Raw genomic sequence first — 20,997 nt, 5'->3', positions numbered from 1 at the left:
GACCACGGAACCGCGTCTACCATCTAGAGCCCTCTTCTCTACCGCACGGGCGGTCATCCCTTTCACCCGCTGCGTGACAGTATGTTATGAAGAGTCTTTCCGCTTTGCCGAACCAAAAGGAGTCCCCTGCAATGCCCCAACTCAGCGTCATCGTCTACGGACCGAACGCACAGGGGCATCTGACAGAGCTGCTGGATTCCCTGGAGGCCCACCCGCTCTCCGACGCCGAGGTGATCGTCGCGGCGGTCGGCGACTGGGCGCGGGAAGCCGCCGCGGGCCACGCCCCCGAGACGATCGTCGTACCGCTGCCGGACGGCACCGGTGACGCGGCGGCCCGAGCCGCCGGCGCCGCCCGCGCGACCGGCCGCTGGCTGCACTTCGTGCACGCCAAGGACAGCCTTCCGGCCGGCACCCCCCGGCTGATCGTCGAGCGCACCGCCGAACTCGACGCCGCGGACGCCGAGGGCACCCCGGGGGCCACGGGCGCCGCCGTGGACGTCCTCCTCCTCGACCACGTCGCCACCACCTGGCAGACCGCAGCCAAGCCCTCCCGCGACGGCCGCCTCCTCGCCGCCGTCGGCCGCGAGGGCCTGCCCCTGGACGACTCCGCCGACCTGCTGCGCCTCACCCCGCTGCTCGGCAACCGCGCCGTGCGCACCGACTTCTGGCGCGCGCACGAGGAGCGGCTCACCACCGACGACGAGCCGTACGCCGCCCAGGCGGCGCTGCTGCGCGCCGGCCGTGTCGCCTGCCTGAACCAGGTGGCGTACGAGCACCGCGAGCTGCGCCCCGAGAGCCTGCCGCCGCGCGCCCCCGAGGACCGCTTCGCGCTGATCGAGCGCTACGAGTCACTGCTCGCGCTCGCCAAGGACCGCCGCGCCGCCCGCGTGGTGGTGTACGACCTGATGATGCGCGACCTCGTGCGCACCTTTGCCGGCGAGAACCTGCCGGACGCGGTGGCCCGCGAGTTCTTCCGCCGGGCCTCCCTCGCCGCGGTCCGCTGGCGCCCCGAACGCCACGAGCGCCCGGCGGGCGTGGAGGGCGTACGGCACGCCCTGCTGGAGGAGGGCGCGTACACCAAGTACCGCGCGTTCCAGGCCGCCAACCGCACCCGTCGCGCCGCCAAGAAGGCCGTACGGACGCGTAAGAAGCAGGTCGGCGCCAAGCTCCGCGACCAGCAGTACCACCGCGCCCTGAGCCGCCCGGTCAACCCCAACCTGGCCGTGTTCGCCGCCTACTGGGAGCGCGGAGTGGCCTGCAACCCGGCCGCGATCGCCGCCAAGCTCCGCGAACTCGCCCCGCACATCCACCCGGTGTGGGTGGTGTCGAAGAGCAACGAGGCCCTGCTGCCGCCCGGCACCGACCATGTGATCCCCGGCACCCGCCGCTACTGGGAGACCCTGGCCACCGCCAAGTACCTCGTCAACAACGTCAACTTCCCCAACGCGGTGGCCAAGCGCCCCGACGCGATCCACCTCCAGACCCACCACGGCACCCCGCTCAAGCGCATGGGCCTGGACCAGATGGAGCACCCGGCCGCCGCCAAGGGCCTGGACTTCGACGCCCTGCTGGGCCGCATCGACAAGTGGGACTACAGCGTCAGCGCCAACGGCCACTCCACCCGCATGTGGGAGCGCGCCTACCCGGCCCGCTACACCTCGCTGGACTACGGCTACCCGCGTAACGACGTCTTCTACTCGGCCACGGCCGACGACGTCCGCGCGGCCCGCGAACGCCTCGGCATCCCGCGCGGCAAGACGGCCGTCCTGTACGCCCCGACCCACCGCGACTACGAGGCCGGCTTCACCCCGCGCCTGGACCTGGCCGAACTCGCCGACCGGCTCGGCGAGAACACGGTCCTGCTGGTCCGCGCCCACTACTTCTACGGCGGCGCGGCCTCCCCGCTGACCGGGCTGCGCCGCTCCGGCCGGATCATCGACGTCTCCTCCTACGACCCCGTCGAGGAGCTGTGCCTGGCCGCCGACGCGCTGGTCACGGACTACTCGTCGATCATGTTCGACTACGCCAACCTCGACCGCCCGATCGTCATCTACGCCGACGACTGGGAGACCTACCGGACCACCCGGGGCGTCTACTTCGACCTGATGGCCGAACATCCCGGCCAGGTCGCGCGCACCCAGGAGGAGCTGACGGAGATCTTCGTCTCCGGCGCCTGGCGCAACGACAGCGCGGCCAAGGCACGAGCCGCCTTCCGGCGCCGGTTCTGCGAGTACGACGACGGACGCGCCGCCGAACGGGTCGTACGACGGGTGTTCCTGGGCGAGCCGGAGGAATCCCTGCCCCCGGTGCTCCCGCTCGAGGAACGCACCCCCGCCCCGACCCCCGAGGAGGCCTCGGCATGACGACCACGACCTCGACGATCCCTGACGTCACGGTCACGGTCATCGTCTTCAACGACGCGGAGCGCCTGCCCCGTGCCGTGGAGTCGCTGCGCGCGCAGACGCACGCGAACATCGAGATCATCATCAGTGACGACCACTCCACGGACGACACGCCGACGGTGGCGCGTCGGCTGGAGGCGCAGGACGACCGCGTCCGCTATCTCCGTCTCCCGGAGAACAGCGGCGGCTGCAGCGCCCCGCGCAACCGGGCCATCGACATCGCCCGCGCGCCGTATCTGATGTTCCTCGACAGCGACGACGAACTCCCGCCGAACGCGGTCGAGTTGCTGCTCGCCGCGCACCGCGAGCGCGACGTCGACTTCACCATGGGCGCGGTACGACGGGTACGGGTGGACAACGGCCGCCGTACGACGTGGATGCCGCACCTGGTGGCCGAGCGCCGCACGGTCGAGGGCATCGAGGCGGACCCGCGGCTGCTCTTCGAGCACCTGTCGACGAGCAAGATGTACACCCGCGCCTTCCTGGACCGGCACGAACTCCGTTTCCCGGAGGGCATCCACTACGAGGACCAGCTCTTCTCGGCGCAGGCGTACTGCCTCGCGAAGGCGTTCACGATCATCCCGGATCCGGTGTACATGTGGTACATCGACCCGTTCGCGGCCGCCGCCTCGGCGTCCATCTCCAACCAGCGGCACAAGGTCCAGAACGTGCAGGACCGGGTCAACGTCCAGCGCATGATCGACGACTTCCTGGTGGAGAGCGGACACGCGGGGCTGCGCGAGGACAAGGACTACAAGTTCCTCAAGCACGACTTCCGGATGTACGCCGGCGACCTGCCCTACCGCGACGAGGAATGGCTGCAGGCGTTCGCGGACATCATGAACCCCTACCTGGACACCCTGTCCCCCGGCGCGTACTCCCGCCTGCCCCGTGCGGAGCGGGTGGTCCTGGAGCTGCTGCGGGACGGCCGGCTGGAGGATCTCCGGCTCGCGGCGCGCGGGCTCGGGCACGGGGTGGCGCCGCGGCAGGTCACGGCCGACGCGTCCGGAGTGCCGTACTGGGGCGACAGCGTGCCGTCCACCGAGCGCGCCCGCGGCGAACTGAACGTATCGGACCTGGAGTTGGACACGCGTCCGTTCCCGAGCGCGCAGTTCCGCCACGAGATCACGGAGCTGACGCCCGGTCCCGGTGCCTCGCTCACCCTGGCGATCCGCACCTACGACCCGGGCCTGCGCCTGCCGGTCGGCCCGCAGCGTGCCAGCCTGCTCCTGTCCCCCGGCAACCGCCGGATGACGGTGCCCTTCCGCCTGAACCCGATCCGTCCCGGTCTCTTCGAGGGCGAGGTCCGCCTGGACCTGACCGAGGCCCCGCTCCCCCTCCAGGGTTTCGCGGGCGTACGGCACCCCCTGATCCGGCTCCAGCAGCAGGGCCTGTCCAACTCCGGCCTTCTGCTGGCCCCGCTGTCCTTCCCCACGCTCACGGCCCGCATCGAGTACCGCTCCGGCGTGGCCCCGCACGAGCTGACCATCGAACCGGAGAGCCGCAACCCCGGCCGCCTGCAGTTGCGCTGGCGCCCGGTGGGCGTCACGGCCCGCGTGATCCGTCCGGTGGTCCAGCGGGTGGCCCGCCCGAAGGTCCGCAAGGCGGCGAAGCTGCTGTCCAGCGTGCTCAGGTAGAACGCCACCGCGTTGCGAAGCGGCATGTGCGAAGGGCCCGTGGGTGACCACGGGCCCTTCGCAGTGGCATCCGGCAGACGCTGGTGGGCGCCCCCGGCCCCTCCCGGCTCAGTGCACGACTCGGTACAGGATCTGGTCGTCCGGACCGGCGGTCACCTTCTTGAGACCCGGGCCGGCCAGGCTGCTCGGCCCCACGACCCAGCGCACGCCGTACTTCCGCAGGATCCCCGCGCGCTCGGCCGCAGGCGTCCCCGCCGCGAAGTACCGCGTGACCGCCGCGTCCCTGCGCCCGGCGTCCGGAAGGAACACGTCCGGGTAGCCGGGCGCCACCGTGTACGCCCCGTACGCGGGAATCTGCCGCGCGGGAAACGTCCGGGCCATCACCACATCCCCGTACTTCACCCACGGCGTGATCCAGTGATACCCCACCCAGGGCTCCTGGTACTTCGCCGCCACCACGGACGGCAGCGCACCCTTCCCGGTGACGTACCCGAGCGTCCCGGCCTGCGTCCACGCCCCGACAGCCAGCGCGGCGCCCAGCACACACGCCCACCCCACGCGCACGGCCCGCCGCCCGGCCGCCACGGCCTCCAGCGCGGCGGCCAGCTGCGCCGGGATCAGCGCGGCCGGCATGGCACGGCCCCAGGAGTAGTGGCCGGTCAGCCCGCCCGCGGCGAACATCAGCGTCCCGAGGACGAAGAACAGGGCCAGGGGGTCCCAGCGGTCGCGCCGGAAGCGGAGCACCAGCGCCGCCACCCCGAGCAGCACCAGCCCGAACCGCGCGGCCAGATGCCCGTACAGCGGCCGGTGGATGGCCTCCAGATCCGCGCCGGCGGAGAAGAGCGAGAAGAAGTCGTAGTACGGCCACAGCCACAGCAGGGCCATGCCGAGGGCCAGGGCCGCGGCCAGGCGCAGCAGCACCGCTCGCGCCGGCCGCGCCGCGATCACCAGGGCCAGTGCCCCCAGCGACGCCACGACACCCGTGAACTGGTGGCACAGCAGGATCAGCGCCCAGAGCGCACCGAGCCACAGCCACCTTCCCCACGCGCTCTCCTCGCGCAGCGCCCGGGTGAGCCAGGCCCAGAAGTGGAAGGTGAGGCCGAGCGCGAGGGCGCTGGGGTACGACACCGTCAGCGCCAGTGAGTTCAGGCCCAGGAAGCCGGACCAGTTGAACAGCACCGGGCCCCAGAGGAAGAGCAGGCTCAGCAGGGCCAGCGCCGGTGCCGCGCGGTGCGCGCTCAGGGTGCGGACGTACCGCCAGACCCCGGTGACCAGCAGGGACAGCGCGACGAGCGCGCCGAGCCGCAGCACCACGAACACCGACAGGCCGGTCACCTTGGCGACCAGGCCCAGTACCAGCATCCACGGCGAGTAGTAGGGGCTCGGCGTGTCCGCGTCGACCAGCGGGTTGCCGGGATGGAACAGGTGGTGGCTCAGCCGCTGGATGGTGGCGGCGTGCATGCCGAGGTCGCCCGCCCACGGCAGACGGACGATCACCAGGAGCAGCAGCACCACGACGAGCGCGGCGGCCACCTGGGGCAGTACCCGGCCGGCCCGCGCGGCGCCGTCCTGCGGCTGTGTGCGGTTCACCGGCTCGGTGTCAGACGGTGCGATGCGCATCCTGCTGAAACACCCACGTGCGGTAGACGAGAAAACGGAAGGTGGAGGCGAGCACGACCGACGCCGCCTTCACCACGTTCGATTCCAGCACACTGTGCAGGCCGAGACCGTGGTACCCCACCCAGAAGAGGCCGGTTTCCATGACGACACCGAGGCCGCTGAAGACGAAGAACAGGATGATCTGGCTACGGGTGCGCGAGGTCCGGTCACGATAGGTGAAAAAACGGAAGCCCAGGTAATTGGTCCCCATCGCGACACAGCTGGCCAGGACGTTCGCCGTCATCGCCTGCCAGCCCAGACCGCGCAGCAGCAGGTTGAAGACCAGGAAATTGACGACGACACCGCTGCCCCCGACGATCCCGAACTTCACGACCTCCAGCGCGACGCGTGTGACGGGTCTGGCCGGAGCCGGCGCGGGGGGTGCTGCCGGGCGGGGCTCGATGAGGTCAACAGTCACAGCGCCGACCCTATCCGAATCCTGCCGATTAACAGGAAACGGTAAATTCAATGATCGTTTCGTACGAGGGGTCGGCAAGAAGCGGAACGCCCCGGGCCGTTTTCCCGTCGGCCCGGGGCGTTCTCACGGTCGGTACGGCTGCGGCCGCACGGTCGTACCGCTACGGCCGCAGCGTCGCACGGCTACGAGTGCGTGCGCAGCAGCGTCCGCATCGTGCGCATCGCCACCGAGAGGTTGGCGAGGTCGAACGTCTCCGAGCCGCGGATCTCCTCCAGGGTGGCGCGCGCCCGGCTCAGGATGGGCGCGTTCTTCTGCTCCCAGGACGTGAAGCGCTGCTCCGGAGTGGAGGTGCCGTTGCCGGCCGCGAAGACGTCCGCGGTGAGCGCCGCGTGCGCCGCGTACAGATCCTCGCGGATGGAGGCGCGGGCCATGGACTGCCAGCGGTCGGCGCGGGGCAGCTCGATGATGCGGTCCATCAGCTGGGTGATGTTGAGCCGGTCGGCGAGGTCGTAGTAGATCTCGGCGACGTCGAGCGGCTCCTTGCCCATGCGGTCGGCCACCGACACGATGTCGAGCGCCGGGAAGGCGGAGGAGAACCCGGCCACGCGCGTGGCGAGCTCGTCCGGGACGCCGGCCGCGGACAGCTCGTCATACACGTGCTGGTACCACTCCAGATCCGCGCCGCGCAGCAGCTTCGGCAGCTCCTGCCAGACCCGCTCGACCCGCTCGGCGAAGAACTCGACCGTCTTGGCGAGCTCCAGCGGCTGCGGCCGGTTGTTGAGCAGCCAGCGCGTGCCGCGCTCGACGAGCCGGCGCGAGTGCAGCCGGATCCGGGTCTGGACGGCCGCGTCGACCTTGTTGTCCAGTTCCTCCACCGCGTCCCACACCGGGGCCGAGCTGAAGATCGCGCGGGCCGCGGTCTGGGCCCGGACGATCTCCTCCAGGGAGGCGCCGGTCTCCTCGCGCAGCCGGTGCAGATACGTCGTACCGCCCGTGTTGACGGTGTCGTTGACCAGCACCGTCATGGTGATCTCGCGGCGCAGCGGGTGGTTGTCGATCGCCTCGGCGAACCGCTCGCGCAGCGCCGTCGGGAAGTAGGCGTGCAGCAGGCTGCGCAGGTACGGGTCGTCGGGCAGGGAGGTGGCCAGCAGCTCCTCGGCGACCGTGATCTTCGTGTACGCCAGGACGACGGCGGTCTCCGGGCCGGTCAGGCCCTGGCCCTGGCCGAGACGCTCGCGGATCTGACGGTCGGTCGGCAGGAACTCCAGCGCCCGGTCCAGATGGCCCTCACGCACCAGGTGGCGCAGGAACCGCTGCTGGGCGTGGAGCATGTCCTTGGCTTGGAACAGGGCGTTGGCCAGGGCGGTGTTCTGCGCGTAGTTGTTGCGCAGGACCAGCGCACCGACCTCGTCGGTCATCTCGGCAAGCAGCTTGTTGCGCTGCTTGACGGTCATGTCGCCGTCCCCGACCAGACCGTTCAGCAGGATCTTGATGTTCACCTCGTGGTCGGAGGTGTCCACGCCGGCGCTGTTGTCGATCGCGTCGGTGTTGATCTTGCCGCCGTGCAGAGCGAACTCGATCCGGCCGAGCTGGGTCAGGCCCAGGTTGCCGCCCTCGCCGACGACCTTGACCCTGAGGTCCTTGCCGTCGACGCGGATGGCGTCGTTGGCCTTGTCGCCGACGTCCGCGTTCGACTCCGCCGACGCCTTCACGTACGTGCCGATGCCGCCGTTCCACAGCAGGTCCACCGGCGACTGCAGGATCGCCTTCATCAGGTCGGCCGGCGTCATCTTGGCGACCTTGCCCTCGATGCCGAGGGCCTCGCGGATGTGGGCGTTGACCGGGATCGACTTGGCGCTGCGCGGGAAGATCCCGCCGCCCGCCGACAGCAGCTCGGTGTTGTAGTCGGCCCAGCTGGAGCGGGGCAGCTCGAACAGCCGACGGCGCTCGGCGTACGAGGTGGCCGCATCCGGGGTCGGGTCGATGAAGATGTGCCGGTGGTCGAAGGCGGCGACCAGGCGGATGTGCTCGGAGAGCAGCATGCCGTTGCCGAACACGTCACCGGACATGTCACCGATGCCGACGACCGTGAAGTCCTCGGTCTGCGTGTCCACGCCCAGCTCACGGAAGTGCCGCTTCACGGACTCCCAGGCACCGCGGGCGGTGATGCCCATGCCCTTGTGGTCGTAGCCGGCCGAGCCGCCGGAGGCGAAGGCGTCGCCGAGCCAGAAGTTGTACATGTTCGCGACGTCGTTGGCGATGTCGGAGAAGGTCGCGGTGCCCTTGTCGGCGGCGACGACCAGGTAGGTGTCGTCCCCGTCGTGCCGGACCACGTCCTGCGGCGGCACGACCTCGCCGGCGACCATGTTGTCGGTGATGTCGAGCAGCGCCGAGATGAACGTCTTGTAGCTGGCGATGCCCTCGGCCAGCCACGCGTCGCGGTCCTTGCCCGGGTCCGGCAGCTGCTTGGCGACGAAGCCGCCCTTGGCGCCGACCGGCACGATGACGGTGTTCTTCACCATCTGCGCCTTGACCAGGCCGAGGATCTCCGTGCGGAAGTCCTCACGCCGGTCCGACCAGCGCAGACCGCCGCGCGCGACCTTGCCGAAGCGCAGGTGCACGCCCTCGACACGCGGCGAGTACACCCAGATCTCGTACGCCGGGCGGGGCGCCGGGAGGTCCGGGATGGCCTGCGGGTCGAACTTCATGGAGACGTAGTCGTGCGGCCTGCCGTCGACCTTCTCCTGGAAGAAGTTCGTGCGCAGCGTCGCCTTGATGACGGTCAGGAAGGACCTGAGGATCCGGTCCTCGTCCAGGCTGGCCACCTGGTCCAGGGCCGCGTCCAGCTCCTCCAGCAGGGCGTCCGTGATCTCCAGTCCGGCCTTCTGCCGGTCCGGGGACATCCGCGCCTCGAACAGCGAGACCAGCAGCCGGGTGGTGTGGACGTTGTTGCGGAGGGTGTCCTCCATGTAGTCCTGCGAGAAGGTCGAACCGGCCTGCCGCAGGTACTTGGCGTAGGCGCGCAGCACCATCGCCTGCCGCCAGCTCAGCCCGGCGCTCAGCACCAGGGCGTTGAAGCCGTCGTTCTCCGCCTTGCCGGTCCAGGTGGCGGCGAAGGCCTCCTGGAAGCGCTCGCGGGCGTCGCCGCCGAGGTACTCCCCGCCGCCTGCCGCCTTCGGCACCCGCAGACCGAAGTCGTAGATCCAGGCGGTGGTGCGGTCCGAGCAGCGCAGCTCGTACGGCCGCTCGTCGGTGACCTCGACGCCGAGCCGGCTGAGCACCGGCAGCACGTGCGAGAGGGAGACCGAGCCGCCCTTCTGGTAGATCTTGAACCGGCGCTCCTCGGGACCCGCGCCCACCGGCTCGTACAGGCTCAGGCTGAAGGTCTTGTCCTCGCTGAGCTGCTCCAGATGGACCAGGTCGGCGACCGCGGCGCGCGGGGTGTGGTCGGCCTTGTAGCCCTCGGGGAAGGCGTGGTTGTAGCGGCGCAGCACCTCGGCCGCGCGCTCCTCGCCGCACTCGGCGGTCAGCGCCTCGGCGAACGCGTCGGCCCAGGAGCGGGCGGCCTCGACCAGGCGGGCCTCGATACGGTCCTTGTCGGCGTCGGACAGCTCGGGCAGCTCGGTGCCCGGCGGGACGCGCACGACGAAGTGCAGCCGGGAGAGGATCGACTCGGTGTTCCAGGCGGTGAAGTCGACGCTGACCCCGCCGAGCTCCTCCTTCAGGATGTCGATGATCCGCAGCCGGACACCGGTGGTGTAGCGGTCGCGCGGGAGGTAGACGAGCGCCGAGTAGTAGCGCCCGTACTCGTCCTGGCGCAGGTAGAGCCGCAGCCGCCGCCGCTCCTGCAGGTACAGGACGCTCGTGACGATGGACTGCAGTTCGGCGACGGGCGTCTGGAACAGCTCGTCGCGCGGGTACGTCTCCATGATCTGCAGCAGGTCGCGGCCGTCGTGGCTGTTGGGCGAGAACCCGGCGCGGTGCAGCACCTCGTCGACCTTGCGGCGGATGACGGGCACCCGGCGCACGGACTCCGTGTACGCGGCGGAGGAGAACAGTCCGAGGAACCGCCGCTCCCCCACCACATTCCCGTCCGCGTCGAACTTCTTGACGCCGACGTAGTCCAGGTACGACGGCCGGTGCACGGTGGCCCGGCTGTTGGCCTTGGTCAGCACGAGCAGCTTGTGCTCGCGGGCCTTGGCGCGGGCGTCGGCCGTCAGCCGCTCGAAGGAGGGGCTGACCGGGTGCTGGTCGTCCTCGGCGTGCTGCGGGTCGGAGCGCAGGATGCCGAGGCCGGTGCCGGGCACGGCGGCGAGCGTGTCGTCGTCGCGCAGCTGGTACTCGCGGTAGCCGAGGAAGGTGAAGTGGTCGTCGGCCAGCCAGCGCAGCAGCTCGCGGGCCTCCTCGACCTCGGGCCGGGGCAGGTCGCCCGGGACGGGCTCGCTCGCCAGATCGGTGCCGATCCGGGTCGCCGCCTCCCGCATCTTCTCCCAGTCCTCGACGGCCTCGCGGACGTCGGAGAGGACGCGCAGCAGATCGGCCGTGATCTGCTTCAGATCGGCGCGGTCGGTCTCCCGGTCGATCTCTACGTGGATCCAGGACTCGAAGTGCGCGTCGTGCGGCAGGTCGTCGCTCGACGAGGTCGGCAGGACCTCGATCAGCTTGCCGGTCAGGTCGCGCCGGACGACGAACTGCGGGTGGACGACGACATGGATGCCGCGCCCGCGCCGGGTCAGCTCATTGGTGACCGAGTCGACGAGGAAGGGCATGTCGTCGGTGACGACTTCCACGACCGAGTGGCTGCAGGTCCACCCGTTCTCCTCCACGGTCGGGGTGTGGACCCGTACGTTCGCCGTGCCCTGGGGGCGGTTCTCGGCCAGACGGTAGTGCGAGAGCGCGGCGCCGAAGACATCGACCGGGTCGCGGTCGGCAAGGTCTTCCGGTGCGGTGTGCAGGTAGTAGCGCTGGAGGAACGCGAGTACGGACTCGCTGTCCGGGGTGCCCGGGGAGCCCTCGCCCGCGGTCCCGGTCGGTAGGTGCCCCCCGACCGGGCTGTTCTCAGCTACCCGGGCAGCCCTCTCGAGCAGCTCGGCCTTGGCTTCGTCCAGCTTGGTCTGCATTGTCCTCTGACTCCTGTCGCGCGCCATTGCGTGACGTAGAAGGAAGTACGGTGTCTTTCCCTCCGGCTCGACGCCACGGCCCGGGGTGTCCGGTCCGCTCCGACGCTATGCCGCGAGGTGAGATACGCGGGGGGAATTCGGCCATTCTCGACACGCCTGTCGGATGTGACGCTGCTCTCGGCGCCGCCGTGTCCAGGGGTGTCCTCGGCGTCCCGGGGGCTTCTGTGGCCCCGCCCCGCCCGCGAAGAATCAGCGACTGCCGCCCGGTCACGGAGGTGCTCCGTGCAACCCGGGCGCAGGGCGGGGACAGGATCGCCCCCGCGGGATATCGCGCTGATCACGCCACAAGGCTATCGCTCCATACCCGGGGCCCGTCATGAGCCGTATGTGTACAAAACCCGGGTACGAAGTTTGACGTTCTGCACAGGGGCGGGGTGGGGGGTGGTGGCGTATTTGGTGGGGGTGGGGAGGGGGGCGGGGAGGGGGTTCGGAGGGGGCGGAGGGAGCCGATGGGGTGATGTGGCGCTTCAGGAGTGGGTTCAGTTGTGGTGGCGGTGGTGTGGGAATAGCCGGAGTGGCTGTGGCGTCCCGAGGGCCGGGTGCCAGTTGCGGGCGCGGTGGCGGGGGTGGGCGCCAGTTGCAGGGGGGCGGGGGTGGGCGTCACGTCCCGGGGGCTGGACGTGAGGTCTGGTCCGGGTTGGTCGGGGTTCCGGTGGGTGGCGGTGTGGGTTCTGGTGGGGCGACCAGCGGAGGCAGCCGGGTGGGGACTGGTGGAGGCAGACGGGTGAGGGCGTCCGGTCGCGGTGGGCGAGTCGTGACCGCACTCTGAGTACAGGGCACCCCGGCACCGGGTGGGGTCTCGGCGCCCCGGGCGGGCCGGAATCGCGACGGCCCTCTTGGCAAGCGGTCCCGGTGTTGGCACGTTGCCCTGGGACAGTGCGTCCCGCTCAGGAGTACAGGAGCACCTCGGAGTACCCGGAGGAGCCGACATGTCCGCGAAGATCCTGCTCGTCACCGGCGACGCGGCGGAGTCCCTGGAAGTCCTCTACCCGTACCAGCGCCTGCGCGAGGAAGGCTACGAGGTCCACATCGCGGCCCCCTCCCGCAAGACCCTGCGCTTCGTCGTCCACGACTTCGAACCCGGCTATGACACCTACACCGAGAAGCCGGGCTACACCTGGCCCGCCGACCTGGCCTTCTCCGACGTGGACCCCGGCGAGTACGTGGCCCTCGTCATCCCCGGCGGCCGGGCCCCCGAGTATCTGCGCAACGACCCCGAACTCCGCAAGATCCTCAAGGCGTTCTTCGACTCCGACAAGCCGGTCGCCCAGATCTGCCACGGCCCCCTGCTCACCGCGTCGATCGACAGCCTGCGCGGCCGCCGCGTCACGGCGTACCCGGCGCTGGAGCCCGACATGCAGGCGGCCGGAGCGAGTTTCCAGGACGCCGAAGCCGTGGTCGACGGCACCCTGGTCTCCTCCCGCGCCTGGCCGGACCACCCGGCCTGGATGCGGGAGTTCCTCAAACTGCTCCGAGCGAAGGCACCGGTGACCTGAGGGCCTGGGCGGCAGCGGTCGTCACCACGCGGCTGCGGGGAGCCGTATCGCTGTCGCTGGGGGCAGTCGTGTCTCCCCAGTGCCCAGCCACAGCACAGGGCACCTGTCCAACACAGGCGGCCCCCCATCACCCGGCACCCCGCACCCCGCACCCCGCACCCCGCACCCCGCACCCACGGCTATGCCGCTATTCGCTGTGCCTCCTCCACCGCTTCCGCCAGCGTGTCCACCACCGGCACCCCCACTTCCTCCAGGCTGGCCCGGCTGTGCGACCCCCCGGTGTAGAGAACAGCCCGCGCCCCGGCCCCCCGCGCCGCGACCGCGTCATCCGCCGCATCCCCGATCACCACGGTCCGCGCGGGCTCCACCACCCCGCTGAGCGCCTCCAGGTGCCGCACCATGTGCTGCGACTTGCTGCCCCCGGACGGCCCCGTACGCCCGTCGACCCGCAGAAAGTGCGGCTCTATCCCGAACCCCCGCACGAGCGGCACCAGTTCCTCGTGCACATACATGCTCAGCAGCGACTGGCTGTGCCCCGCCGACCGCCACCCCGCGAGCAGCTCCGCCGCCCCCTCGGTCAGCCCGCACCGCCCCCGATGCTCGGCGTAGTGCCGGTGGAAGACCGCGTCCATCAGCTCCCACTCGGCATCGGTCGGCAGGCGGCCGATCAGCCGCTCGTAGAACTTCGGCACCGGCACGCAGTACAGCGACCGGTACTCCTCCAGCGTGATCGGCGCGAGCCCCAGCTCGGCGAAGGCCGCATTCGTCGCCCCGATGATCGCGTCAGTGTCGTGGAACAGCGTGCCGTTCCAGTCCCAGACGATGTGCGAGCTTTCGTGCATCCCCATGCCAAAAACGTACCCGCCCCCACTGACAACGATGGCTGCCGGCCGATTTCACCAGGTCAGGCCAGGCCGGGCCGGGCCGGGTCGGGCCGGGTCGGGCCGGGTCGGGCCGGGTCGGGCCGGGTCGGGCCGGGTCGGGCCGGGTCGGGCCGGGTCGGGCCGGGCGAGCCAGAGGGTCGGCTCAGGTCAGGCACGTCACGCGAGCCCGACCAGGTTGGGGATCTCCTGCGTGGCGTACCACAGCAGCTCGTGATCGTCCGCACCGTCCACGACGAATTGCGCGTCGTCGTCCCCGCCGTCGGCCGCCTCCAGCACGTCCGCCGCCGCGGCCACGTCCCGCTCCGCGTCCTCGGCGTCGACATGCACCGCGGCCGCCTTGCCGAGCGGCACGCTCACCGTCACGGTCACCTCGCCGAGGGCGGACGGGTCGAGCCCACGGTCCGGATCGGCACTCGCGGCGCCGTCGGCCACGTCCACGGCGACCACGACCCGGCGCCGTACCGCACCCGGATCCGCCGCCAGCAGCCGCAGCGAGGCCAGCGCGGCCCGGCTGAGCGCGGCGTACTCCAGTTCCTCGATGTCCTCGGAGACGTACCACTCGCGCAGCGCGGGCGTGACGGCATACGCGACGAAGGGGCCGCTCCCCAGCTCACCCGTCTTGTGCGCCTCGGCGAGACCGGGAAGGGTCAGGGGGACGTAGACGCGCATGCTGGCCGCTCTTTCCTGTGCAAAGGCTCCGCTGTGGCCCCGGGGAGGCCGGCTGCCGCGTCTCCCGGAGGGCCTTCAGGATACGTGCGGCCGTCCCCTTTCGGGTCTGTGCCCACACCCCGGAAGCCGTCCACTTCGGGCCGTGGGTTCACCCGGTGCACCCGCCATATCGCGGGGACCGGCGCCCTCTTCATCCCTCTGATAGGTGAACCTCCGGACCCCTCCCGAGCACCTCCCGGCGTCCTTGCCACGCCGCTCCCGGCCCCCGTACAAGATCCCCATCAGCGAGTTACCGCCCGGTATCAGCCGGGCCCGCCGAACGGGGACCCCATGAACAAGGTCATGAGCCGCACCGCCCAGCCCCGCCCGCGTCACCGCCCGCCGACCCGCCACGACACCCGCCGCCCGGGCGGCGCCCCGCCCCGGAAGCCGTCCGTCAGGAGCAAGCGAGACATGCCACCAGCCGCACCCCGGGACGCAAGCACGGCCCGTACAGCGCCGGAGACCACCCAGCCGCCAGTACGCCCCACCGATGTCTTCGCCGAGCGTCTGCTGGCCGTCCTGAGCGGTCAGCGGCCCGTCCACTGGATGCTCCGGCACACCGTGGGCCGTGCCTATGACGACCTGGCCCTCCTAGCCGAACGCGGTCCCCTGCGCACCCGGGGCTCCCGCCCCGTCGTCCACGACATCGGCTACTACGTCCCCAGCGAGGGCACCCTCGAAGTCTTCGCCCGCATCGCCGCCGGAGACCGGCTCCGTGCCCTGGCCTTCCGCCTGGAGCTGGGCCAGGACCTCCGCTGGCGCTGCGCAGCAGTGGAAACCGGCCCTCGCCCCGCCGCAGCACAGGGCGTCTGAGGGCGCAGGGCACCTGAGGACTGGCCACGCAGAAGGGCCGGGTCCAGAACAGGAACCCGGCCCTTCGACACCGCTGGAGCGCCGCAGGCGGCCGCAGCGGCCTACTTCTTACGGCGCCGCCCGCCCTTGGCCTGCCGACGCCGCTCGGCCCGCGTCAGCCCGTCCGACTCGGACCGCACCGGCTCGTCGTCCTCGAGGTCGCGCTCGACGATGCCGCCCTCGCCGTCCACCGTCGGCGCCGAGAAGTGCAGATCCCGCCGCTGCGGAACGTCCAGCCCCTTCGCGCGGATCTCGGGACGCGCCCCGGCCTGCGCCGGAACCGTCTCCTGGACCCCCTCGCCGGCCGGCTCCGCGGCCTCGACCGGGACCTCCTCGACCTGCTGCTCGACTTGGACCTCCAGGTTGAACAGATAGCCGACGGACTCCTCCTTGATGCCCTCCATCATCGCGGTGAACATGTCGAAGCCCTCGCGCTGGTACTCGACCAGCGGGTCCTTCTGCGCCATCGCGCGCAGGCCGATGCCCTCCTGGAGGTAGTCCATCTCGTAGAGGTGCTCGCGCCACTTGCGGTCGAGGACCGACAGCACGACGCGGCGCTCCAGCTCACGCATGATCTCGGAGCCGAGCTGGGCCTCGCGGGCCTCGTACTGCTCGTGGATGTCTTCCTTGATGGACTCGGAGATGTACTCGGCGGTCAGACCGGCCCGGTCGCCGGCGGCCTCCTCCAGCTCCTCGATGGTGACCTTCACCGGGTAGAGCTGCTTGAAGGCGCCCCACAGCCGGTCCAGGTCCCAGTCCTCGGGGAAGCCTTCCGCGGTCTCCGCGCCGACGTAGGCGTCGATCGTGTCGTCCATGAAGTGCTGGACCTGCTCGTGCAGATCCTCGCCCTCCAGGACGCGGCGGCGCTCGCCGTAGATGACCTCACGCTGCCGGTTGAGGACCTCGTCGTACTTCAGAACGTTCTTACGGGTCTCGAAGTTCTGCTGCTCGACCTGCGACTGCGCGGAGGCGATCGCGCGCGTGACCATCTTGTTCTCGATCGGCACGTCGTCCGGCACGTTGGCCATGGACATCACGCGCTCGACCATCTGGGCCTTGAACAGGCGCATCAGGTCGTCACCCAGGGAGAGGTAGAACCGGGACTCGCCCGGGTCGCCCTGACGGCCGGAACGACCGCGCAGCTGGTTGTCGATGCGGCGCGACTCGTGCCGCTCGGTGCCCAGCACGTACAGCCCGCCGAGTTCCTTGACCTCTTCGAACTCGGCCTTGACCGCCCGCTCGGCCTTCTCCAGAGCGGCGGGCAGGGCCGCGGCCCACTCCTCGATGTGCTCCTCGGGGTCCAGGCCGCGCTGGCGCAGCTCGGCCTCGGCGAGGTCGTCGGGGTTGCCGCCGAGCTTGATGTCCGTACCACGGCCGGCCATGTTGGTCGCCACGGTCACCGCGCCCTTGCGGCCCGCCTGGGCGACGATCGTCGCCTCGCGGTCGTGCTGCTTGGCGTTCAGCACCTCGTGCTGGATGCCCCGCTTGGAGAGCTGCTGGGAGAGGTACTCGGACTTCTCGACCGAGGTGGTGCCGACCAGGATCGGCTGGCCCTTCTCGTGCTTCTCCGCGATGTCGTCGACGACCGCCTCGAACTTGGCGACCTCGGTGCGGTAGATCAGGTCCGACTGGTCCTTGCGGACCATCGGCCTGTTGGTCGGGATCGGGACCACGCCGAGCTTGTAGATCTGGTGGAACTCGGCGGCCTCGGTCATCGCCGTACCGGTCATGCCGGAGAGCTTGCCGTAGAGGCGGAAGAAGTTCTGCAGGGTGATCGTGGCGAGCGTCTGGTTCTCGTCCTTGATGTCCACCCCTTCCTTCGCCTCGATCGCCTGGTGCATGCCCTCGTTGTAGCGGCGGCCGGCGAGGATACGGCCGGTGTGCTCATCGACGATCATGACCTCGCCGTCGATGACGACGTAGTCCTTGTCGCGCTTGAACAGTTCCTTGGCCTTGATGGCGTTGTTCAGATAGCCGACGAGCGGGGTGTTCACCGACTCGTAGAGGTTGTCGATGCCCAGCCAGTCCTCGACCTTGCCGACGCCGGACTCGTGGATCGCGACCGTGCGCTTCTTCTCGTCGACGTCGTAGTCGCCGGTCTCCTCGATGCCCTTGAGCGGGTTGCCCGCCTCGCCCTTCTTCAGGCGCAGGACCAGCTTGGCGAAGTCGCCGTACCACTTGGTGGCCTGGTCGGCCGGGCCGGAGATGATCAGCGGCGTACGGGCCTCGTCGACCAGGATGGAGTCGACCTCGTCGACGATCGCGAAGTTGTGGCCGCGCTGCACCAGTTCGTCCTGCGACCACGCCATGTTGTCGCGCAGGTAGTCGAAGCCGAATTCGTTGTTCGTGCCGTAGGTGATGTCGCACGCGTACTGCTCTCGGCGCTCGGCCGGCGTCATGTTGGCCAGGATGCAGCCGACGCTGAGGCCCAGGAACTTGTGGACGCGGCCCATCATCTCGGAGTCGCGCTCGGCCAGGTAGTCGTTGACCGTGACGATGTGGACGCCGTCACCGGACAGGGCGTTCAGATACGCGGGGAGCGTGCCGACGAGGGTCTTGCCCTCACCGGTCTTCATCTCGGCGACGTAGCCGAGGTGGAGGGCGGCGCCGCCCATCATCTGCACGTCGTAGTGCCGCTGGCCGAGCACGCGCTTGGCAGCCTCACGGACGGTGGCGAACGCCTCGGGGAGCAGGTCGTCCAGGCTCTCACCATCGGCGTACCGCTGCTTGTACTCCTCGGTGAGGGCCCGCAGCTCGGCGTCGGAGAGGTCGACGAAGTCCTCTTCGATGGAGTTGACCTGGTCCGCGATGCGGTGCAGCTTGCGCAGGATCTTACCTTCGCCTGCACGCATGATCTTCGAGAGGACGGACACGGGGGTTTGTCTCCTTGCCGGTCGGGCCTGGGACGGTCGGTTTCCATTTGACTTACTGAGCAACGGCCATCGTATGCGAGGACCCGGCTGGGCCGGGAGGCCTGGCGGCCCGACGGCTGCCGTCATCCGGGACAACGGACGGCGCACGGCGATAGTGCCGCATCGGCGCGAGGAATTGCGCGAAATGTGATCGCGCGCTCACACGCAGCGAAAATCGATGGCCGCCACGCGGGCGGCCGAGCACAATCGGCCGATGGAACCCGTCACACTCACCACGGACCGCCTGGTCCTGCGCACGGTCGGCCCGCACGACACCCAGGCGGTGTACGGCGCCGCGCAGGACCCCGAGATCCAGCGCTGGACCACGGTGCCCTCACCGTATCTGCCCGAGCACGCGAGCGGCTTCACCGAGCAGCTGGTCCCCGACGGCTGGGCGCAGGGCTCGATGTTCACCTTCGGTGTCTTCCTGACCGGCGGGGAACTCGCCGGCATGCTCGGTCTCACCATGCGCTCGCTCGGCGTGGCGGAGGTCGGCTTCTGGGCGGCCAAGGAGCACCGCGGCCAGGGCTATGTCACCGAGGCCACGCTCACCGCCTGCCGGTGGATCTTCACCGAGTTCGGTGTCGACCGGGTCGAATGGCGTGCCGAGGTCGGCAACCACGCCTCCCGCTCGGTGGCCGAACGCGCGGGCTTCACCATGGAGGGCACCCTGCGCTCCGCGGTCAACAACAAAGGGGTCCGGCGGGACTGCTGGGTCGGCTCCCTGCTCCCCTCGGATCTGGGCCTGCCGTCCACGGCGCCGTACCTGCCCGCCCGCTCCTGACCGCCCGTTCCTGCCCGCCGAGAGGCGTTTTCCCAGGTCACCGCGGGCTGTCAGTGGCGCCGTCTATCGTCCGAGGCATGACGACCCTGCCGCGCCCGACCACCTCCCTCACCGCGGACGACGCCCGCCGTATCGCCCTGCGAGCCCAGGGCTTTCTCGGCGCCCCCGACCGGCGGGCCGGAGTCCGCGGAGTGCTGCGCCACCTGGGCGCGGTCCAGCTCGACACGATCTCGGTCCTCGCCCGCTCCCATGAACTCGTGCCCTACGCCCGGCTCGGCGCGGTAGGCCGCAAGACGGTCGAGTCCGCCTACTGGAAGCCCTCGTCCGTCGGCGTGTCGCCGGCCCGCCCGCACGCCTTCGAGTACTGGTCGCACGCGGCGTGCATCCTCCCCGTCGAGGAGTGGCCGCACTTCGCCTTCCGCCGCCGCGCCTACCGCGGCCGCCCGCACTGGAACCACGAGCTGCCCGACGGCACCTACGACCAGGTCATCAAGCAGCTGCGCGCCGAAGGCCCGCTGACCTCCACGGAGCTGGGCGGCGCGAAGAAGACCAGCGAGTGGTGGGACTGGTCCGGCACCAAGGTCGCGGTGGAGCGCGCGCTGATGTACGGCGAGGTGGTGTGCGTCGAACGCCGCGGCTGGAAGCGGGTGTACGACCTCGCCGAGCGCGCCGTCCCGGACGCGCTGCTGCACGACGAGCTGGACGACACCGAGTGCCTGCGCCGTCTGGTCCGGCTGGCCGGCGAGTCCCTCGGGGTGGGCACGCGCGCGGACATCGCCGACTACCACCGGCTCAAGGGCGAGCAGGTCGACGCGGTCATCGCCGACTCGGGTCTGGTCCCGGTCGAGGTCGAGGGCTGGGGCAGGCCGACCTGGGCCGATCCGGCGGCCCTGGCCACGCCGCCGCGCGGCCGTCACCGCACCACGCTGCTGTCGCCGTTCGACTCGCTGATCTGGGAGCGGGCACGCACGGAGCGGATCTTCGGCTTCGCCCACCGTCTGGAGGCGTATGTGCCCAAGCCGAAGCGGGTCTACGGCTACTTCGCCATGCCGGTGCTCGCGGGCGGCCGGCTGGTCGGGCGGGTGGACCCGGCGCGCGCGGGGCGCACACTGGTGGCCAAGCAGGTCAGCTTGGACGGCCCGAAGGCGGTTCCGGCGGTCGCCCAGGCCCTGGTCGAGGCGGCCACCTGGGTGGACTGCACGGACGTCCGCGTGGAGCGGGTGGATGCCCCCGAACTGCGCGATCCGCTGACGAGGGAACTGGCCCGCACGCTCGCCTAGCGAATCTCGAGGATCTTCTCCCGCATCGCATAGACCACGGCTTCCATCCTGGAGTGCAGCTGGAGCTTCTCCAGGATGTTGCGGACGTGGTTCTTCACGGTGTTCTCGGAGATGAACAGCTCCTTGGCGATGTCCCTGTTGTTCATCCCGGTCGCCACGAGTTTGAGGACCTCCAGCTCCCGGTCGGTCAGCCGCGGTGCGGGCACCAGCCGGCGCTCGTCGGTGCGCTGGATCATCGACTTGAACTCGGTGAGCAGCTTGGACGCCATGGACGGGCTGATCTGCGACTGCCCGTCGGCCACCGCGCGAATCGCGGTCGCCACCTCGTCCGTGGAGATCTCCTTGAGGAGGTAGCCGGTCGCGCCCGCCTTGATCGCGTCGTAGAGGTCGGCCTCCTCGTCACTGATCGTCAGCATGATGATCTTGGCGCTGGGGGCGACCTCCTTGATGGAGGTGCAGGCCTCGATCCCGCCGCGCTTGGGCATACGGACGTCCATCAGCACGATGTCGGGCAGCAGATCGGCGGCCTTGTCCACGGCCTCGGCGCCGTCCCCGGCCTCGCCGACGACCTGGATGTCTTCCTCGGCCGCGAGCACGATCTCCAGTCCCCGCCGGAAGAGGGCGTGGTCGTCCACCACCAGGACTCTGATCGGCTCCGGGCGTACGCAGTCGGCGTCCGGGCCCATGCCGATGACACCGTCGTCGCCATCCTCGTCCCGCATCGGTCCGAAGGTGTCCGCCATCGTTCCTCCCCCTGAGGCTGTGGCCTGTGGTCCTGTGCC

13 protein-coding genes are annotated in these 20,997 nt (G+C 70.4%); 6 read left to right on the top strand and 7 right to left on the bottom strand.

The genetic code is table 11. The features are described 5' to 3' along the window. The first annotated feature begins 131 nt into the window (after positions 1–131). Together AB5L52_RS26940 and AB5L52_RS26935 are read left to right on the top strand one after the other, a co-directional pair. The gene (locus AB5L52_RS26940; RefSeq protein ID WP_351025286.1) at positions 132–2,363 is read left to right on the top strand and encodes a CDP-glycerol glycerophosphotransferase family protein; all 2,232 of its coding nucleotides are present in this window, start codon (positions 132–134) and stop codon (positions 2,361–2,363) included. Then, positions 2,360–4,039, top strand: coding sequence for a glycosyltransferase family 2 protein (locus AB5L52_RS26935; RefSeq protein WP_351025283.1), 1,680 nt, complete (start codon positions 2,360–2,362; stop codon positions 4,037–4,039). The genes AB5L52_RS26940 and AB5L52_RS26935 overlap by 4 nt, the downstream gene beginning before the upstream one ends. Before the next feature lie 108 nt (positions 4,040–4,147). Here AB5L52_RS26935 and AB5L52_RS26930 read toward each other — a convergent pair whose 3' ends face one another. The 3 genes from AB5L52_RS26930 to AB5L52_RS26920 all read right to left on the bottom strand — a co-directional run bounded on the left by AB5L52_RS26930 (position 4,148) and on the right by AB5L52_RS26920 (position 11,236). Next, positions 4,148–5,629, bottom strand: a complete 1,482-nt coding sequence (locus tag AB5L52_RS26930; RefSeq protein ID WP_369366703.1) for a hypothetical protein — start codon at positions 5,627–5,629, stop codon at positions 4,148–4,150. Positions 5,630–5,639: 10 nt separating this feature from the next. Then, on the bottom strand, positions 5,640–6,116 hold the full coding sequence (locus tag AB5L52_RS26925) for a GtrA family protein (protein ID WP_369366701.1): 477 nt from the start codon (positions 6,114–6,116) through the stop codon (positions 5,640–5,642). Between the two features lie 182 nt (positions 6,117–6,298). Then, entirely contained in the window at positions 6,299–11,236 is a 4,938-nt protein-coding gene (locus AB5L52_RS26920; protein ID WP_369366699.1) for an NAD-glutamate dehydrogenase, read from the bottom strand. Between the two features lie 989 nt (positions 11,237–12,225). Between AB5L52_RS26920 and AB5L52_RS26915 the strand changes: the two genes are divergently transcribed. Further along, the gene (locus AB5L52_RS26915) at positions 12,226–12,792 is read left to right on the top strand and encodes a DJ-1/PfpI family protein (protein ID WP_351025275.1); all 567 of its coding nucleotides are present in this window, start codon (positions 12,226–12,228) and stop codon (positions 12,790–12,792) included. A 179-nt stretch (positions 12,793–12,971) separates the two neighbouring features. On the opposite strand, the gene AB5L52_RS26910 is transcribed toward AB5L52_RS26915, so the two are convergent. Continuing rightward, entirely contained in the window at positions 12,972–13,640 is a 669-nt protein-coding gene (locus AB5L52_RS26910; RefSeq protein ID WP_351025273.1) for an HAD family hydrolase, read from the bottom strand. Positions 13,641–13,832: 192 nt separating this feature from the next. After that, positions 13,833–14,345, bottom strand: a complete 513-nt coding sequence (locus AB5L52_RS26905; protein ID WP_351563266.1) for a hypothetical protein — start codon at positions 14,343–14,345, stop codon at positions 13,833–13,835. Positions 14,346–14,675: 330 nt separating this feature from the next. On the opposite strand from AB5L52_RS26905, the gene AB5L52_RS26900 reads away from it, so the two are divergent. After that, positions 14,676–15,200, top strand: coding sequence for an Rv3235 family protein (locus AB5L52_RS26900; RefSeq protein ID WP_369366696.1), 525 nt, complete (start codon positions 14,676–14,678; stop codon positions 15,198–15,200). 101 nt (positions 15,201–15,301) lie between these two features. On the opposite strand, the gene secA is transcribed toward AB5L52_RS26900, so the two are convergent. Further along, complete coding sequence (gene secA / locus AB5L52_RS26895; RefSeq protein WP_351034006.1) at positions 15,302–18,112, bottom strand: preprotein translocase subunit SecA; 2,811 nt, start codon at positions 18,110–18,112, stop codon at positions 15,302–15,304. A gap of 253 nt (positions 18,113–18,365) precedes the next feature. On the opposite strand from secA, the gene AB5L52_RS26890 reads away from it, so the two are divergent. Then, positions 18,366–18,935 (top strand): GNAT family N-acetyltransferase, encoded by a 570-nt coding sequence (locus tag AB5L52_RS26890; RefSeq protein WP_351034008.1) that lies wholly within the window; start codon positions 18,366–18,368, stop codon positions 18,933–18,935. Positions 18,936–19,012: 77 nt separating this feature from the next. Then, the gene (locus AB5L52_RS26885; RefSeq protein ID WP_369366694.1) at positions 19,013–20,215 is read left to right on the top strand and encodes a winged helix-turn-helix domain-containing protein; all 1,203 of its coding nucleotides are present in this window, start codon (positions 19,013–19,015) and stop codon (positions 20,213–20,215) included. Here the strand turns inward: AB5L52_RS26885 and AB5L52_RS26880 are convergent. Next, a complete protein-coding gene (locus AB5L52_RS26880; protein WP_351034013.1) occupies positions 20,212–20,958 on the bottom strand; it encodes a response regulator transcription factor in 747 nt (248 codons plus the stop codon). The two genes, AB5L52_RS26885 and AB5L52_RS26880, sit on opposite strands and share 4 nt — an antisense overlap. Positions 20,959–20,997 lie beyond the last annotated feature (39 nt).

Origin of the sequence: Streptomyces sp. CG4, from assembly GCF_041080655.1 — a bacterium.
In the GTDB taxonomy this organism is placed as follows: domain Bacteria; phylum Actinomycetota; class Actinomycetes; order Streptomycetales; family Streptomycetaceae; genus Streptomyces.
The sequence above is the reverse complement of the archived record's forward strand: the minus strand, read 5'-3'. Positions and strand labels throughout refer to the sequence as shown.

Excerpts from the sequence above, each read along its gene's own strand:
- AB5L52_RS26940 (WP_351025286.1), top strand. The coding sequence starts at position 132 with ATGCCCCAACTCAGCGTCATCGTCTACGGACCGAACGCACAGGGGCAT.
- AB5L52_RS26935 (WP_351025283.1), top strand. The coding sequence starts at position 2,360 with ATGACGACCACGACCTCGACGATCCCTGACGTCACGGTCACGGTCATC.
- AB5L52_RS26920 (WP_369366699.1), bottom strand. The coding sequence starts at position 11,236 with ATGCAGACCAAGCTGGACGAAGCCAAGGCCGAGCTGCTCGAGAGGGCT.
- AB5L52_RS26915 (WP_351025275.1), top strand. The coding sequence starts at position 12,226 with ATGTCCGCGAAGATCCTGCTCGTCACCGGCGACGCGGCGGAGTCCCTG.
- AB5L52_RS26910 (WP_351025273.1), bottom strand. The coding sequence starts at position 13,640 with ATGGGGATGCACGAAAGCTCGCACATCGTCTGGGACTGGAACGGCACG.
- AB5L52_RS26905 (WP_351563266.1), bottom strand. The coding sequence starts at position 14,345 with ATGCGCGTCTACGTCCCCCTGACCCTTCCCGGTCTCGCCGAGGCGCAC.
- AB5L52_RS26900 (WP_369366696.1), top strand. The coding sequence starts at position 14,676 with ATGAACAAGGTCATGAGCCGCACCGCCCAGCCCCGCCCGCGTCACCGC.
- AB5L52_RS26890 (WP_351034008.1), top strand. The coding sequence starts at position 18,366 with ATGGAACCCGTCACACTCACCACGGACCGCCTGGTCCTGCGCACGGTC.
- AB5L52_RS26885 (WP_369366694.1), top strand. The coding sequence starts at position 19,013 with ATGACGACCCTGCCGCGCCCGACCACCTCCCTCACCGCGGACGACGCC.
- AB5L52_RS26880 (WP_351034013.1), bottom strand. The coding sequence starts at position 20,958 with ATGGCGGACACCTTCGGACCGATGCGGGACGAGGATGGCGACGACGGT.